Origin of the sequence: Acinetobacter sp. Swhac1 (assembly GCF_013390985.1) — a bacterium.
GTDB classification, from domain to species: Bacteria; Pseudomonadota; Gammaproteobacteria; order Pseudomonadales; family Moraxellaceae; genus Acinetobacter; species Acinetobacter towneri.
In genome coordinates, this window is sequence record NZ_JACASN010000001.1 from 112,903 (window position 1) to 128,634 (window position 15,732).

15 protein-coding genes are annotated in these 15,732 nt (G+C 40.8%); 7 read left to right on the plus strand and 8 right to left on the minus strand.

Annotation, left to right across the window (positions count from 1 at the left end):
- The first annotated feature begins 73 nt into the window (after positions 1 to 73).
- Together HX743_RS00535 and HX743_RS00540 are read left to right on the plus strand one after the other, a co-directional pair.
- Complete coding sequence (locus HX743_RS00535) at positions 74 to 805, plus strand: phosphoadenylyl-sulfate reductase (RefSeq protein ID WP_070155088.1); 732 nt, start codon at positions 74 to 76, stop codon at positions 803 to 805.
- Positions 806 to 995: 190 nt separating this feature from the next.
- Complete coding sequence (locus HX743_RS00540) at positions 996 to 2,375, plus strand: wax ester/triacylglycerol synthase family O-acyltransferase (RefSeq protein WP_178318222.1); 1,380 nt, start codon at positions 996 to 998, stop codon at positions 2,373 to 2,375.
- Positions 2,376 to 2,417: 42 nt separating this feature from the next.
- On the opposite strand, the gene HX743_RS00545 is transcribed toward HX743_RS00540, so the two are convergent.
- From HX743_RS00545 to HX743_RS00570, 6 genes are all read right to left on the minus strand, one after another.
- Positions 2,418 to 2,588, minus strand: a complete 171-nt coding sequence (locus HX743_RS00545; RefSeq protein WP_019838370.1) for a PA1571 family protein — start codon at positions 2,586 to 2,588, stop codon at positions 2,418 to 2,420.
- Positions 2,589 to 2,717: 129 nt separating this feature from the next.
- A complete protein-coding gene (gene rng / locus HX743_RS00550; protein WP_178318223.1) occupies positions 2,718 to 4,172 on the minus strand; it encodes a ribonuclease G in 1,455 nt (484 codons plus the stop codon).
- 39 nt (positions 4,173 to 4,211) lie between these two features.
- Positions 4,212 to 4,778, minus strand: coding sequence for a Maf-like protein (locus HX743_RS00555; protein ID WP_178318224.1), 567 nt, complete (start codon positions 4,776 to 4,778; stop codon positions 4,212 to 4,214).
- Positions 4,766 to 5,272 (minus strand): rod shape-determining protein MreD, encoded by a 507-nt coding sequence (mreD, locus tag HX743_RS00560; protein ID WP_178318225.1) that lies wholly within the window; start codon positions 5,270 to 5,272, stop codon positions 4,766 to 4,768. The genes HX743_RS00555 and mreD overlap by 13 nt, the downstream gene beginning before the upstream one ends.
- A complete protein-coding gene (gene mreC, locus HX743_RS00565) occupies positions 5,259 to 6,116 on the minus strand; it encodes a rod shape-determining protein MreC (protein WP_178318226.1) in 858 nt (285 codons plus the stop codon). The genes mreD and mreC overlap by 14 nt, the downstream gene beginning before the upstream one ends.
- Positions 6,117 to 6,132: 16 nt before the next feature.
- Complete coding sequence (locus tag HX743_RS00570) at positions 6,133 to 7,179, minus strand: rod shape-determining protein (protein ID WP_004975408.1); 1,047 nt, start codon at positions 7,177 to 7,179, stop codon at positions 6,133 to 6,135.
- Positions 7,180 to 7,316: 137 nt separating this feature from the next.
- Between HX743_RS00570 and gatC the strand changes: the two genes are divergently transcribed.
- Genes gatC through HX743_RS00595 form a run of 5 tightly spaced genes read left to right on the plus strand, consistent with a single transcriptional unit; the run spans position 7,317 to position 12,793 of the window.
- Positions 7,317 to 7,631: an Asp-tRNA(Asn)/Glu-tRNA(Gln) amidotransferase subunit GatC gene (gatC, locus tag HX743_RS00575; protein ID WP_178318227.1), complete on the plus strand. Its 315-nt coding sequence runs from the start codon at positions 7,317 to 7,319 to the stop codon at positions 7,629 to 7,631.
- Positions 7,632 to 7,683: 52 nt separating this feature from the next.
- Positions 7,684 to 9,162, plus strand: a complete 1,479-nt coding sequence (gene gatA, locus HX743_RS00580; protein WP_004975402.1) for an Asp-tRNA(Asn)/Glu-tRNA(Gln) amidotransferase subunit GatA — start codon at positions 7,684 to 7,686, stop codon at positions 9,160 to 9,162.
- Positions 9,162 to 10,637, plus strand: a complete 1,476-nt coding sequence (gene gatB, locus HX743_RS00585) for an Asp-tRNA(Asn)/Glu-tRNA(Gln) amidotransferase subunit GatB (RefSeq protein ID WP_178318228.1) — start codon at positions 9,162 to 9,164, stop codon at positions 10,635 to 10,637. The genes gatA and gatB overlap by 1 nt, the downstream gene beginning before the upstream one ends.
- 60 nt (positions 10,638 to 10,697) lie before the next feature.
- Positions 10,698 to 12,191 (plus strand): FRG domain-containing protein, encoded by a 1,494-nt coding sequence (locus HX743_RS00590; RefSeq protein WP_178318229.1) that lies wholly within the window; start codon positions 10,698 to 10,700, stop codon positions 12,189 to 12,191.
- Positions 12,188 to 12,793 carry a hypothetical protein gene (locus HX743_RS00595; RefSeq protein WP_178318230.1) on the plus strand — a complete coding sequence of 202 codons (606 nt, stop codon included), beginning with the start codon at positions 12,188 to 12,190 and terminating at the stop codon, positions 12,791 to 12,793. The genes HX743_RS00590 and HX743_RS00595 overlap by 4 nt, the downstream gene beginning before the upstream one ends.
- A gap of 217 nt (positions 12,794 to 13,010) precedes the next feature.
- Here the strand turns inward: HX743_RS00595 and HX743_RS00600 are convergent, their stop codons facing one another.
- A complete protein-coding gene (locus tag HX743_RS00600) occupies positions 13,011 to 13,976 on the minus strand; it encodes a hypothetical protein (RefSeq protein ID WP_178318231.1) in 966 nt (321 codons plus the stop codon).
- Positions 13,977 to 14,257: 281 nt separating this feature from the next.
- Positions 14,258 to 15,454 (minus strand): peptide antibiotic transporter SbmA, encoded by a 1,197-nt coding sequence (gene sbmA, locus HX743_RS00605; protein WP_004975393.1) that lies wholly within the window; start codon positions 15,452 to 15,454, stop codon positions 14,258 to 14,260.
- Positions 15,455 to 15,732 lie beyond the last annotated feature (278 nt).

The following is a 15,732-nucleotide window of genomic DNA, read 5'->3' on the forward strand; positions in this document are numbered from 1 at the left end:
TTGACAATTCTATTAAAATAAGCGCTTAATTCAGTAAGATTAGCTTCTCCAAGCCGAATGCTAGGAACATATTATGACCACCATTCCAACTATAGATATCGTTGATGCACTCGCAACCGAATATGCTGACAAATCGCCTAGCGAGATTTTAAAACTTGCTTTGAACCAGCAGGGTGAAGTTGCAATTTCTTTTTCTGGTGCAGAAGATGTGGTTTTAATTGATATGGCATCTAACCTAGGCTTGCCATTTCGTGTATTTAGTTTAGATACAGGACGTTTGCATCCTGAAACCTATCAATTTTTAGAAACTGTACGCAAATATTATAATATTGAGATCGAAATTTGCTTTCCTGAAACCGAAGCAGTCCAACAATTAGTACAAGAAAAAGGTTTGTTTAGCTTTTTTGAAGATGGACATCAGGAATGTTGCGGAATTCGCAAAGTTCAACCTTTACGAAAAAAACTGGCAACATTAGATGGCTGGATTACAGGGCAACGTAAAGATCAAAGCCCGGGTACACGTCAAGATATTCCAGTAGTACAAGCCGATGCAGGTTTTGCTGGTCCAAATAAACAACTAATTAAATATAACCCACTGGCAAATTGGTCAAGCAGTGACGTGTGGAACTACATTCGCATGATGGAAATTCCATACAATCGTTTGCATGAAAAAGGTTTTATTTCGATTGGCTGTGAACCTTGCACCCGCCCTGTGCTCCCAAACCAACATGAACGCGAAGGTCGTTGGTGGTGGGAAGAAGCAACGCACAAAGAATGTGGTCTGCATGCAGGAAATCTCAAATAATCTCCACCCTATTACCCTATTAAGGTCAATAAAAATCACCCACCTACTGTGATTTTTATTGACGGATGATGGCGCAAAAACCACTATATTTGTTTGATAAAAAAGATATACTGAAATTAAATCTTATATAACTCTAAAAGCCTATTCAGCAAAGAACAGGCGTAGAAATTGCAGTGAGGCAATCCAGAATATGCGACCATTACACCCTATTGATTTTATTTTCCTGTCACTCGAAAAACGTCAACAGCCCATGCATGTGGGTGGATTATTCCTATTCCAAATTCCAGAACATGCGCCAGACACTTTTATTCAAGACTTGGTTGCCGATATTCGCAATTCAAAGTCAATGCCTATTGCACCATTTAACAATAAGCTCAATGGTCTATTTTGGGATGAAGATCAAGAGTTTGATCTCGATCATCACTTCCGTCATATCGCCTTGCCAAAGCCAGGCCGTATTCGTGAATTATTAACTTATATTTCACAAGAACATAGCTCACTCATTGATCGCGCCAAACCTTTATGGACTTGCCATATTATTGAAGGCATTGAAGATAATCGTTTTGCGATGTTCTTTAAAATTCATCATGCCATGGTAGATGGTATTGCTGGCATGCGTTTGGTTGAAAAATCCCTTTCGCATGATGCAAATACAAAAAGAATTGTACCACCTTGGTGTGTAGAAGGCCCACGTGCTAAACGTATGAAAGAACCTAAAGTCAGCCGTTTAAAGAAAATTTTTGGTGGACTTAAAGGTCAGTTTGAAGCAACCCCTCGCGCAGTTTATGAAGTATCACAAACTGTTGCCAAAGATATGGGACGTAACCCTGATTATGTCTCCAGCTTCCAAGCACCAAGCACCATCTTAAACCAACGTGTGAGCGCCTCACGTCGTTTTGCCGCTCAATCTTTTGAGTTTGCACGTTTGCACCGTATTGCCAAAGCTTTAGGCGTAACCATTAATGATGTGGTGCTGGCAATTTGCTCAGGCGCATTACGTGAGTATTTACTCAGCCAATATGCCTTACCTAAAAAACCGCTCATTGCGATGGTGCCTGCCTCTATTCGTGATGACGATTCTGAAGTATCCAATCGAATCACCATGATTTTAGCCAACTTAGGTACACACAAAGAAGATCCGCTTGAGCGTTTAAGAATTGTGCGCCGCAGTGTGCAAAATTCTAAGCAGCGTTTTAAGCGCATGAATCCTAATCAGATTATGAACTATAGTGCTTTTGTTTACGGCGCTGCAGGTTTAAATATTTTGTCAGGTATTATGCCAAAGCGTCAGGCCTTTAACTTGGTGATTTCTAATGTACCTGGTCCGCGTGAACCTTTGTATTGGAATGGTGCAAAACTAGATGCGCTTTATCCTGCTTCAATTGTGTTAGATGGGCAAGCTTTAAACATTACCATGACTAGCTATTTAGACAAATTGGAAGTTGGTTTAACCGCTTGTCGTCAAGCCTTACCCAAAATGCAAAACTTATTGCAGCACTTGGAAGATGAAATTCAGCGTTTTGAACAGATTATTGATGCACCTGAAGGGGTCAATAAAATCGTGGATTGATAGGCCAATCCATCAAAACAATTAAGGGGCAATTGCTGCCCCTTATTTTTGAATAGTACGACACTGTTTTAATAATTGCTGACAAACTGCGCTAATCATTGCAGTGGTAATTTGAGTTTCTTTACCTTGCTCATCCACAATATAACCGTTATGTGTCACTTTACGATCTAACACTTTTAAACTCTTTTGAATTACTACTTCACTCATACCCATGACATACCTCATTTGCTAAACCGAAGGAGATATTCGGCTTTGGCTACGCTGTATCCTTAGTATTGAGAATTCGCTCAAAAAAGTAAAATTTCAGATGTAACAACTGTTTAGCGATATCCTGTTACAATTTCAACTCAGAATGATATCGTATTGCTCTTGCGTATATAAATTTTCCACCTGAAATTTAATTACACGGCTAATAAAGTGCTCTAAATCTGCCACTGCTGGCGCTTCTGCAGTTAACAAACGGTCAATCACCGATGGGTGCGCAACGACAGTAAAGCCACGTTGTGATTCAAATGCACGTGCATATCTCAAAATTTCTCGAAAAATTTCGTAACACACTGTCTCTGCTGTTTTAACATATCCCCGCCCCTGACAAGTTGGGCAGGCTTCACAAAGTAAATGTTCTAATGATTCACGGGTGCGTTTACGGGTCATCTCGACCAAGCCTAGCTCAGACACTTGGGTAATTTTGGTCTTGGCATGATCTCGTTCAAGCATACGCTCAAACTGACTCAAAACTTCATCCCGATGCTGCACTTCTTGCATATCGATGAAGTCAATAATGATAATACCGCCCAAATTACGCAAACGTAATTGGCGAGCAATGACCTGTGTGGCTTCCATATTGGTTTTAAATACAGTGTCTTCTAAAGTGCGACCACCGACATAAGAACCCGTATTTACATCAATAGTAGTCATGGCTTCGGTTTGATCAATCATCAAATAACCACCCGACTTTAATGCCACACGGGTTTGCAATGCTTTTTGAATATCTTCTTCGACATTGTATAAATCGAACAGTGGCCGCTCACCAGGATAATGAATCAGACGATTGTGCATATTCGGCACAAATTCATCTACAAACTCTTTTAATTTGGCATGAATTTCACGTGAATCGACATAAATTTTGGCGGTATTGTCATTGGCTAAATCACGAATCACGCGTTGTGGTAAAGGTAATTCTTCAAAAATTAAAGAGGGTACGGCAATACTGATTTGTTTACGCTGAATGTATTCCCACAGTTTTGCCAAATAGCACATGTCTTGCACCAAAGCAGCTTCATCTACCCCTTCAGCTGCTGTACGGACAATCACTGAGCCTGGAAGTTTATGCTCTGCCTGAATGCTTTCTATGATGCCACGCAAACGTTCTCGTTCTTCGCTCGACTCAATGCGTTGTGATACGCCAATATGACTGCCATACGGCATTAAGACCAAATAACGTGAAGGAATGGAAAGATCAGTGCTCAGTCGGGCTCCTTTAGTACCTAGCATATCCTTCATGACTTGTACCGTGAGAATTTGCCCTGGCTGCAACAACTCAAATACATTGGGTGTCGGCTGGCTACGTGGCCAAATCATGTCATTAATATGTAAAAAAGCAGTACGTGATAAACCAATATCGACAAAAGCAGCTTGCATACCTGGCAACACACGCACGACTTTGCCTTTATAAATATTGCCTACCAGACCACGCTTGGCAGTACGTTCAACGAATAATTCATTGACCGTGCCGTTTTGAATTAACGCCACCCGACACTCCATCGGTGTGACATTAATCAACAACTCGTCAGACATAATAAAACTCAAAACATTATAAAAATTTTTGTGCAGCAGTTAATTTAGTGCCTTAACTGTCTGTAATAACTGTACGGTTTCATGCAAAGGTAAGCCCACCACATTACTGTAGCTCCCTTCTATGCGCGGAATATAACGTGCTGCAATGCCTTGAATTGCGTACGCTCCCGCTTTGCCAATCGGCTCACCTGTTGCCCAGTAACTTTCCATATCATCTAGGCTAAGCGATTGAAATTCAACCTGTGTACGTACCACTATACTGGATTTTTTCTGTTTTGTACGCACACAAACTCCTGAAAAAACATCATGTTTTCGACCAGAGAGTTGTGACCAAATGGCAAAGGCATGTGCTTTGGATTCTGGCTTGCCCAAAATCTGCCCATCTACGCCTAGACTGGTATCGGCAGCAATCACAATAGCATCAGGAAATAGCTGTAAAACTGCGTCAGCTTTGGCACATGCCAACCGCTCAACATACGCGGCAACATCTTCGCCCGCCAAAATAGATTCATCAATGTCAGGACTGTAAATTTCAAATTCCAGCCCAAGCTGTTGCAGGAGTTCCCGACGGCGCGGTGAACTTGAGGCAAGAATTAAATGCGCCATTTTCGCAAGAAATAATACAGCACAGGCCAGAGCAAAATACTACTCAGCAAAGGTTGCCAATGACGGGCAAATGGGAACTGAATCCCACCCATGACTTGCATCACCCAAATCAGGGCGAGGTGTGCCAAAATTGCGATTGCACTGATGACCCATAAATTTGCAAACGTCATAATACGGCGTTCACGAGTCAGGAAACGTGCCACAAAAGTAATCACCACAAAACTCAAGGCATTCATGCCCAAAGGTGCATCGAGGAGCAAGTCTGCAAACAAGCCTGTACCAAAGGCAAACCAGATGCCACACCATGTTGGTTGCCCAAGCACCCAAAACAAGGTCACCATCAACATAAACAATGGTCGCCAACCCGAGCCTGTATAAGACAGCGGATACACCATGAGTACAGATGCAGCAATTACAGAAAAAATAATCGGAAATAGTGGATCTTTATTCTTGTTTTGTCCGAGTCGGGTTTGTCCAATTTTAGCGATTGGCATTTGGCTGCTCCTTCGCTAAAGATTCTGAGAACAGCACCACCACATGATGACCACCCGCCAATTGTGCTGCAGGCATCACATCAATTTGTGCAAACTCACCAGAATTATGTCGGCTGATTTTGGCAATGCTTCCAACCAAATATCCTGCAGGGAAATGCTCGCCCAAGCCTGAGCTATAGACTTTCTCTCCAACCTGAATATTGGCACTGGTCGGTACATATTCCATTTTCAAACGCCCTAAATCGCCCGTACCCGACACAATGGCTCGCATGCCTGTATATTCCAAACGCACTGAAAGTGAGTGTTCTTTGTCAGAAAGCAACATGACACGGCTACTGTGTGGATACACAGCAATGATCTGCCCCATAATGCCTTTATCATCCAAAACGGTTTGCCCGACTTTGAGCTGATTTTGTGAACCACGGTTAATCACAATAATGTGGCGCAAAGGATCGGCATCGGTACCAATTACTTCAGCAATTTCCATGCGTCCATCAATGATTAGAGGCGTATCGAGTAGACCACGCAGGCGGGTATTTTCTGCAGAGAGTTCAGACAATTTTTGCAAACGGACTTGAGCCTGTAATAGCTCTGCCTGCATCGCGGTATTTTCACGACGCAATTGAGCCTCAGACTTACTTTGTTGACTTAGCCATTCTCGCGACAATACAGGATAGCTTGCAAGGGCATAAATTGGATTATATGCCGCATACAAAACATCACGTGCAGGTTGAATTACATGCGGGACACGCCAGTTAAAGAACAGGATGACCAAGCAAGTAATGACCGCAATTATAAAAGAGCGAAAAGATGGCGGTTGTCTGGAAAACAGATTTGTTTGCACCGCCGAATCCTATGTATTAGCCAACAAATAACATATCGTGGTTTGGATTATCAAAGAATTCCAAGACCTTGCCACCACCACGGGTAACGCAAGTTAATGGTTCTTCTGCGACTACCACAGGCAAGCCAGTTTCTTGTGCCAAAAGCTTGTCTAGGTTACGCAATAACGCACCGCCACCGGTGAGCACAATTCCACGCTCTGCAATATCGGAAGAAAGTTCTGGTGGAGTTTGTTCCAGTGCAGATTTTACTGCCGATACAATGCTTTGTAACGGATCAGAAATGGCTTGGGTAATTTCATCAGAAGTTACAGTAATGGCACGTGGCACACCTTCTGCCAAGTTACGACCACGCACTTCAATTTCCAGTGGTTTAGCACCTTCATCTGGCAATGCCATGCCAACTTCTTTCTTAATAGTTTCTGCTGTGGTTTCACCAATCACACAACCATGTGCCTTGCGCACGTAGTTAATGATTTGCTCATCAAACACATCGCCACCAATACGCAATGAATCTGAATAAACACAACCTTGTAATGAAATAATCGCGATTTCTGTCGTGCCACCACCAACATCTACCACCATTGAACCACAGGCTTGCTCGACTGGCATACCTGCGCCAATTGCTGCTGCCATTGGCTCTTCAATTAAACGTACATCACGTGCGCCTGCGTTAAACACGGCTTCACGAATCGCACGGCGCTCTACCAAAGTAGATTTGCATGGTACACACACCACTACACGCGGTGCAGGTGGGAATAAACGTTTTTCATGCACTTTGCCAATAAATTGGTTCAGCATGGTTTCAGTCACTTCAAAATCAGCGATAACACCATCTTTCATTGGGCGAATTGCAGAAATGTTTGCAGGGGTACGACCCAACATTTGTTTGGCATCAAGACCGACTGCGGCAACAATTTTCTGTGAACCGCTGTGACGAATTGCCACAACTGTCGGTTCATTTAATATAATGCCTCGTCCTGGCGCATAAATAAGTGTATTTGCTGTACCTAAATCAATGGCTAGGTCTGGCGAAAACAAGCCAATTAGTCGTTTTAGAATCACGGAGTCGTTCTCGATTAAACTTTTTGTGGACGCAAGTTGGCAACTTTAACTAAATGTGGTGCGTTGAACAAGTCAATCGCTTATTATAACGCACGATATTTTGAAATTTTTTATTAATACTGATTTTAGGTGATGTTATGTCTACCTCGGATGCTCAGCATTCTGCAGATTTAAATGCACAAACAGTTTCAGCAATTGCCCATCTTGCTCGTCTTAAACTCAATGATACGCAATCTGCTGAGTATGCTCAAAGTCTAAATAAAATTTTAGGCATGATGGAAAGCTTAAAAGGCATAAATACCGATGACGTTGAGCCTTTAAAAAGCCCATTTGACCACCCTCAACCATTACGTGAAGACGTCGTAACCGAACAGAATCATCGTGAGCAATATCAAGCTGTTGCCCCTGCAGTTCAGGATGACTTGTACCTTGTTCCACGTGTGATTGAATAATTTATTCGGCTGTTACATTTTGACTTCATAAAAAGGTAAAAGAATTTTTCTCATGACAGATTTACATCGCTTATCGATTCGTGAAATCTCTGAGGGTTTAGCGGCAGCCAAATTCTCCTCTCGCGAACTAACAGAACATTATTTAAAACGTATTGCCAAAATTGATCCGCAAGTGCGCTCTTATGTCACCGTGACCAATGAAGTAGCACTGGCACAGGCGGATGCAGCCGATGCATTACGTCAGGCGGGTCAAGCGACAGCACTGACAGGTATTCCTGTTGCACATAAAGATATTTTTTGTACCCAAGGCATTAAAACCTCTGCGGGTTCAAAAATGCTGGACAATTTTATCTCGCCTTATGACGCAACTGTGGTGGCACAAGGTAAAAATGCAGGTTTGGTCACTTTGGGTAAAGTGAACATGGATGAATTCGCAATGGGTTCAACCTCTGAAAGTTCGTTCTATGGCGCGACCAAAAACCCATGGGCACTTGACCATGTACCGGGTGGTTCGTCAGGTGGTTCGGCTGCTGTCGTGGCGGCTGATCTTGCACCATTTGCTACAGGTACAGATACAGGTGGTTCAATCCGTCAGCCTGCGTCTTTCTGTGGTTTAACAGGTCTAAAACCAACTTACGGACGTGTTTCACGTTACGGCATCATTGCTTATGCATCGTCTTTAGATCAGGCAGGCCCAATGGCACGCTCTGCAGAAGACTGTGCATATTTAATGAATGTAATGGCAGGTCATGACGCCAAAGACTCAACCTCTATGGATAAAGCGGTTGAAGATTATGTGGCGAACCTGAATGCAACAACGCTCAAAGGCTTACGCATTGGTATTCCGAAACAATACTTCAATGTGGCTGGTTTAGATGCTGCGGTGAAAGCACGTGTTGAAGAATCACTAAAAAAATTAGAAGAATTGGGCGCAGTATTGGTTGAGATTGATCTCAACATGACTGAAAGCTACGTGCCAACTTACTATCTGATTGCCCCTGCAGAAGCATCATCTAACCTTTCTCGTTACGATGGTGTGCGTTATGGCTACCGTGCAGAAAATCCTCAAGATATTTTAGACCTCTACAAACGCTCGCGTTCTGAAGGTTTTGGTGCAGAAGTGCAACGTCGTATCTTGATTGGTACGTATGCTCTTTCTGCGGGTTATTACGATGCTTACTACGTGAAAGCACAAAAAGTCCGTCGTTTAATTCAGCAAGACTTCTTAAAAGCCTTTGAACAGGTCGATGTGATTGCAGCACCAACTGCACCAACAACTGCCTACAAAATTGGCGCGTCTTTAGACCCAGTTGAAATGTATTTGGGTGATATTTACACCATCGCGGTGAACTTAGCGGGCTTACCTGCAATTAGTGCGCCTGTTGGTTTTGACCAAGATCACTTGCCTGTAGGTTTACAATTGATTGGCAATTACTGGTCTGAATCACAACTGCTATCTGTGGTACATCAGTATCAACAAGCGACCGATTGGCATACTCAACGCGCTGCAATTGCTGAGGAGAACGCATAATGGCGAAGAATACTGCTAAACCAAAATCAAACCTGATTGATGGTTGGGAAGTCGTGATTGGGATTGAAATTCACACGCAACTTGCAACCAATTCTAAAATCTTCTCAGGTTCATCCACTGAGTTTGGTCAAGACCCAAATACGCAAGCCAGCCTTGTTGATTTAGCCATGCCGGGCGTACTGCCTGTTTTAAATAAAGAAGTGGTAGATTTAGCGATTCGCTTTGGTTTAGGGATTGATGCTTATATCGATCAGGCTTCTGTATTTGCACGTAAAAACTACTTCTACCCTGACTCGCCTAAAGGCTACCAAATTAGCCAGATGGACAACCCTATTGTCGGTTTAGGTCATATCGACATCCAACTTGAAGATGGCACGACCAAACGCATTGGTGTAACCCGTGCACACCTTGAAGAAGATGCTGGTAAGTCGATTCACGACCAATTTGAAGGCATGTCAGGTATTGACTTAAACCGTGCAGGCACACCTTTATTAGAAATCGTATCTGAGCCAGATATGCGTTCGGTTGAAGAAGCGGTTGCTTACATTAAAGCGATTCACACACTGGTTCGTTGGTTAGGTATTTCTGACGGCAACATGGCTGAAGGTTCGTTCCGTGCGGACTGTAACGTGTCGTTACGTCGTCCGGGTCAACCCTTCGGTACACGTTGTGAACTTAAAAACCTGAACTCATTCCGTTTCATTGAACAAGCGATCAATGTTGAAATTGAACGTCAAATGGAAATCTTGGAATGGGATGGCACCATTGATCAGGAAACACGTTTGTTTGACCCTGTGAAGATGGAAACGCGTTCAATGCGTTCGAAGGAAGAAGCGAACGATTACCGCTACTTCCCTGATCCAGATTTGTTGCCTGTGGTTATTCCAGATGCGCAAATTGAAGCAATTAAAGCCACTATGCCTGAATTGCCTGCGGCACGTCGTGCACGTTTTGTAGCAGACTTTGCTGTAACTGAATACGATGCTCACGTTTTAACGCTTACCCGTGAAATGTCTGAATTTTACGAAGCTGTGGTTGCTGCAGCAGGTGGTGCGGCGCAAGGTAAAATTGCAGCAAACTGGGTGATGGGTGAATTCTCAGGTGCACTCAATAAAGCAGGTTTAGATTTGGTAGACTCGCCTGTATCTGCCGAGAAACTTGGCGGTATGATCGCACGTATTGTAGACAACACGATTAGCGGTAAGATTGCAAAACAAGTGTTCGGCTTTATGTGGGATGAAGGCAAAACTGCAGACGAAATTATTGCTGAGAAAGGCTTGAAACAGGAAACTGATACAGGTGCGATTGAAGCAATTATTAAGGAAGTGCTTGCTGCCAACGAAAAAATGGTTGAAGAATATAAGTCTGGTAAAGACAAAGCCTTCAACGGTTTAGTCGGTCAAGTGATGAAAGCATCTAAGGGTAAAGCCAACCCTGCTCAAGTGAATGAATTGATGAAGAAATTGATTGGTTGATTTATTCGCTAATCATTTGATTTCATGTTATAAAAAACCTCGCACAATGCGGGGTTTTTTATGGCTTACTTCAATCTACTACAGTGCTATTCAGAACAAGAAATAGATACTTTAGATAATAATTTTATATCCATTACTTATAGTACCAGTCGTTTCGCTGAATATACAGATGAGCCTATTCGATTAAAATTCAAAGAACTAACAGAAGAGTCTTTACTAATCTTACGTAACTTCCCTTGCTTTATCTGTTTTGAAAACTTTCAAGATTTTGTGGCAATAGCAGAATTACGAGAGACAAAGTTAAATAATGATAATAATACTATAACCGCAACTTTTAGATTACTATCAGATAAAATATCAACATTAAAACCTAAAGAGGGACATACTAATAGATATACTTATATTTGTGATTTAGAAGAATTAGAAAAAGCATTAAAATTTGAGGGTTGGGAAAAAACCAGAACACATTGGGCGATTAAAAATTCTAATTTATTTGAAAAATTAGCACCTCTTAATATCTTTTCAAATTTAGAAGAGATAAAAGAAACTTTTCCAAATCAAAATATTGACTTACTAAGTCCACCTCAAATTATTGGTCATATAAATGTATCAATTGAAACTAGTTTTAGCGTAGAAGCTGAAATTATTGTTACACCACCATATATAAATAGTATTTCTACTTATATAGAAAAAATTAAAGATATAAATACATTCATTGCTAGCAAAAAAGAAAATAGCGAAGTCTTTTATAGAGGTCATGGAAAATTTTCGTACCAATTATTACCATCACTTTTACGTGAAGATCCCAGTGGCAAAGGAAAAATTTATTTAGAAGGTGAACATCTGTTATTCCGTGAATTACTCACAATGGAACCTAATTCATTCAGTAATGACATCAGTGGTTTTGACATCCTCACACGAATGCAACATTATGGAATGCCAACTAGATTGCTTGATATATCTAGCAATCCATTAACTGCACTCTACTTTGCTTGTGAAAATTTAAACCACAATGAAGATGCTGAAGTTGTAATAATTTCCGTAAAAAAAACAGATATATGTTTTTATGATTCTGATAAAATTTCTTGTTTAACAAATTTAGCAAAACTTACTTCTAATCAGAAAGATCAACTATCCCAATATATTATTAATTGCCAAAAAAACGACTCAACCAAAACCCTTCTAAATGAGTCTGATCTTAATCAGAAAGTTTATGAACAATACTTACACTGTATATTAAATGAAAAACCATACTTCAAACCTAGAATTGAAATCAAAGATCTTAAAAATACCTTCTGTGTAAAAGGTCGGTTAAACCAAGAAAGAATTATTGCTCAATCAGGCTCTTTTCTAATCTTTGGTTTAGATGCAGAAGCAATACCAGAACATGGTAATAATGATTTCACCGTTCATAAAGTCAGAATAAAAAAAGATGATAAAAAGCCAATATTAGATGAATTAGATTTACTCAACATCAACCAAAGAACGGTTTATCCAAGTATTGAAAATTCAGCAAAATATATCAAAAATCGATTAGAAAACTTTAAAATATGATCATCAAAAAAGTATCCACCATCACCAAACTCGAAGACTTAGGACGTATCCAACTTTCAAAGTCTTTCTTTATGCGTGATTTTCTCTATAGTGAAATCGCCAATTGGTACAGCGTGCCAAATTTCCCTGACCATCCTGAAAAAGCTATTTATACAGGCAAAGAACTGTGTGAACAGCTCCTTGAGCCACTTCAAGAAAAGTTCGGACGTATTGCAATTCGTTCAGCATATCGTTCACTAAGCGTCAACCAACTTGGCAATGAAAAGGGACATAACTGCGCAACCAACGAGAAAAACTTTGCCAGTCATATTTGGGACTACCCCGATGCAAAAGGTTATGGGGCAACGGCGTGTATTGTCATTCCATCATTTTTAGCACTGTATGAAAAAGATCAAGTCAATTGGCAACAACTCGCCTATTGGATTCATAATAATTTGAATTACAACCATCTACAATTTTTCCCAAAACTTTGTGCATTTAATATTGGCTGGCATGAACAGCCTGCACGAGAAATTTATAGTTATATTCAGCCCAAAGGCTATTTATTACGTGGTGAGGCGATAAATAAAGAATTTGAGCAGTTTTATCCTGATCTTATTTAGTTTTACCTTTTAAATTACCCCTCCCCCTTGCGCAGCAGTACTGCTCATCCAAGTGGGAGAAGTAGCTCCCATTACCCATTAAATGCCTAAAAAAATTTAATATTGGATATTGGAAAGGTCTTTAAAACAAACACCAGTGATAAACTGCACTGTGGTGCAAGGGAGAGATAAATATTTAAATTTTAAAATGAAGAGCAGATCAGAAATTATGCGCTCCTCACTTCATGCCTCTCAACATATTCTTAGCCCCTGCGTGATTATAATTTTTGGCTAAATTCTGCAAAATGCGCTTGGCTTGCACTTCTGCGTTTGGAAAACGACTGCGATAACTCGACACACTGGTTAAACAACGTGCCACCAACATGCCAGATTCTGTATAAATACGCGTACCCTCTGCGCCCTGTAACTTGCCATAGTTATAAGCACGTTGCGCATTATTACAGGCATTAATTTGATTACGCCCACTGTTTAAATCACGACGTGCCGCCACATATAAACGTGTCTGTTGCTGTTGTGGTGTCTCAACCACGCGTGGTGGAGCTGTTTTTACTGGCGCAACTACAGGCTCTTTTTTCTCTTCAGGTTTTTCTTTCATTTCAGCAACTTTGGTTGCATTTGTTGTTTTTGGATTACTTTGAGCTGCTTTAGGTGCAGCCTTTGCAGGTGCAGAAGCCGTGCGATAAAAACGTCGCGCTTCATCTTCAGACATTATTTTAGTGACCAAACTCACCACTCGCGCTTCACCACGCTGTTCCAACTGGCGCTCCGCCACTGGCTCAATCGATACAATCCAACTTTCGCCCTGATTACCTACACAACGGTATGCCCCAATCCCTTGCTTTACATCTCGATACGTATTGAGTAATTTTTTAGACCACGCATTTTTGACTAAACTCATTGAGCTTTTATAGGCAAGCGTTAAGCGTCCATGTTGTGACTGACAATAGCTGCCCATATATTTACGTGGAATCATAGATTCAGCAGGCTGATCTTTGCGCTGCGGCCCCCAATAATAGACATATTCTTTGGCAGCACCACTGGGCTGATTTAAGTTTTTTTGAACAATCAGTTCTTGTGCAGATGCAAAATGCTTCACCGAATTTGGGCTAAATTGATCAACTGTTGCACAACCAAATAATAGGCTGCCAATCCCCCCAATCAAGAGTAATTTTTTGCAGGTCACGTCTCAATTCTCAATTGTTTTTATATAAATGAAAATATATGAATTGGTGCAAAATAACAAATACAACACCTTGATTTTATAGTTAATTAATCATAATTTTATTTGAATCAAGTTTGATATTTTTATAAAAAAATCCAATTCATCACAGTTTTTTATGATTTTGAATACTAACACTCATATTATTTTTTATACAACTGTTCAGATCTATTTATATTTAGCAATCATGGCTCTGAACATGTGAACGCGACATCCACAACAAATCATGGATGTCGCCACCACAACTAGTGATCCAATGTCGATTCAAATGCTTTTAAACGCTTATAGATAGACAAGAGCTCAATAATGGTTGGCCAAGATGCAATCAGATACTGAAAAGATTCACGGACTTTGCCAAATACGTTTGCAATTTGCATCATCAAACCCAATGTAATAGCCCCTGCGGCAATACTTGGGAACAACACAAATAAACCGTAAATATTGTCCAATTGCATGTACCAAATGCGTACCAAGTTAAAATAGGCATAGTGGAAATATAAACGGAAATAGTTCAAACGCACTTTGCTAAACAGTTCTTTTAAACTCAGCGGATCGGCACGTTCAGCGTGATCTTCACCATAAACCAGTTCTTTACGATATGCAGCTTCGACTTTTTGGTTATTAAATTCCAGACCTGGTAACTTCGCACCCACCACAATTAACACCACTGTACCAAATACTGCCCAACCCACTGCAGCCCAAACTAAGGCATACGAAATTTCCCCCACTATAGGCAGGGCTTTGACATGCACAGACAAACTAAACAGCACAGGTAAAAATGCCAACAAAGTCATTAGGGCTTCGACTAAATTTACTCCTAAAGTTTCCATGGTTCTGGCAAAGCGCATGGTATCTTCTTGAATACGCTGTGAAGCCCCTTCAATATGTCTGAGTTTTTCCCAATGTGCGGTGTAATAATTATTCATTGCCGTACGCCAACGAAAAACATAGTGACTAACAAAAAATAAATTCAAAACCATTAAGGTCACTGCCACCATGGCGATGTATAAAAAGGTCAGCACACCTGCATAGAGTTCATTGACATCTCCACCGCCACTACTGAGCATTTTTTGAATCAGGTCATAAAATGGGTTGTACCAGGCATTCACCACAACATTGACTTGTACCCCAAACCAAATATTAAACAGGATGAATGCCGATCCCCATACAGACCAGCGCTGCCATGGGTGATTTGCTTTAAGTTTCCAGAAAATGGCAAACAGCGTCGTTGCCACAAAAAACCACAGATAAAACCATAAAAATGCAGGTGACCAAAAACGGCTGACATCGATGGGTAATGTTGCTTCGGCATAGCCTTGCGGGAAGCCAATCCAACTACCCCATGCGCTACCGCCCGAGTACCATAAAGCCAGATTGATCGCGAACCAAACAAGCAATGAAATAAAAAACCACTTTGGATTTGGAAAAAATGACTTAAACATGCAGACAAAAAGCCTTTATTTTTTAAATTGGAATGTAAAACCCAGTGCCTTCACCACTTAAAAAAGCGTGAATGGATACTTTAACTTTTATACTTTATACGCTGTTTTTTCAGCAATAATTTTATTTTTATGCTGAAAACTGTAAATTTCATCAATCGGCTATATTTTACTGCGCTGTTCATTTGCCATTCATCTAAGAAATTACATCAAATTTCAATTTCTTATATTTTTAAAATGTCAAATTATGAAGTATTGGGCAAATTTATTGCGATTTTTTG

What these genes read in the sequence shown, in the direction of transcription:
- HX743_RS00535 (WP_070155088.1), top strand. Translation starts at nt 74, where the DNA reads ATGACCACCATTCCAACTATAGATATCGTTGATGCACTCGCAACCGAA.
- HX743_RS00540 (WP_178318222.1), top strand. Translation starts at nt 996, where the DNA reads ATGCGACCATTACACCCTATTGATTTTATTTTCCTGTCACTCGAAAAA.
- HX743_RS00545 (WP_019838370.1), bottom strand. Translation starts at nt 2,588, where the DNA reads ATGGGTATGAGTGAAGTAGTAATTCAAAAGAGTTTAAAAGTGTTAGAT.
- rng (WP_178318223.1), bottom strand. Translation starts at nt 4,172, where the DNA reads ATGTCTGACGAGTTGTTGATTAATGTCACACCGATGGAGTGTCGGGTG.
- HX743_RS00555 (WP_178318224.1), bottom strand. Translation starts at nt 4,778, where the DNA reads ATGGCGCATTTAATTCTTGCCTCAAGTTCACCGCGCCGTCGGGAACTC.
- mreD (WP_178318225.1), bottom strand. Translation starts at nt 5,272, where the DNA reads ATGCCAATCGCTAAAATTGGACAAACCCGACTCGGACAAAACAAGAAT.
- gatC (WP_178318227.1), top strand. Translation starts at nt 7,317, where the DNA reads ATGTCTACCTCGGATGCTCAGCATTCTGCAGATTTAAATGCACAAACA.
- gatA (WP_004975402.1), top strand. Translation starts at nt 7,684, where the DNA reads ATGACAGATTTACATCGCTTATCGATTCGTGAAATCTCTGAGGGTTTA.
- gatB (WP_178318228.1), top strand. Translation starts at nt 9,162, where the DNA reads ATGGCGAAGAATACTGCTAAACCAAAATCAAACCTGATTGATGGTTGG.
- HX743_RS00590 (WP_178318229.1), top strand. Translation starts at nt 10,698, where the DNA reads ATGGCTTACTTCAATCTACTACAGTGCTATTCAGAACAAGAAATAGAT.
- HX743_RS00595 (WP_178318230.1), top strand. Translation starts at nt 12,188, where the DNA reads ATGATCATCAAAAAAGTATCCACCATCACCAAACTCGAAGACTTAGGA.
- sbmA (WP_004975393.1), bottom strand. Translation starts at nt 15,454, where the DNA reads ATGTTTAAGTCATTTTTTCCAAATCCAAAGTGGTTTTTTATTTCATTG.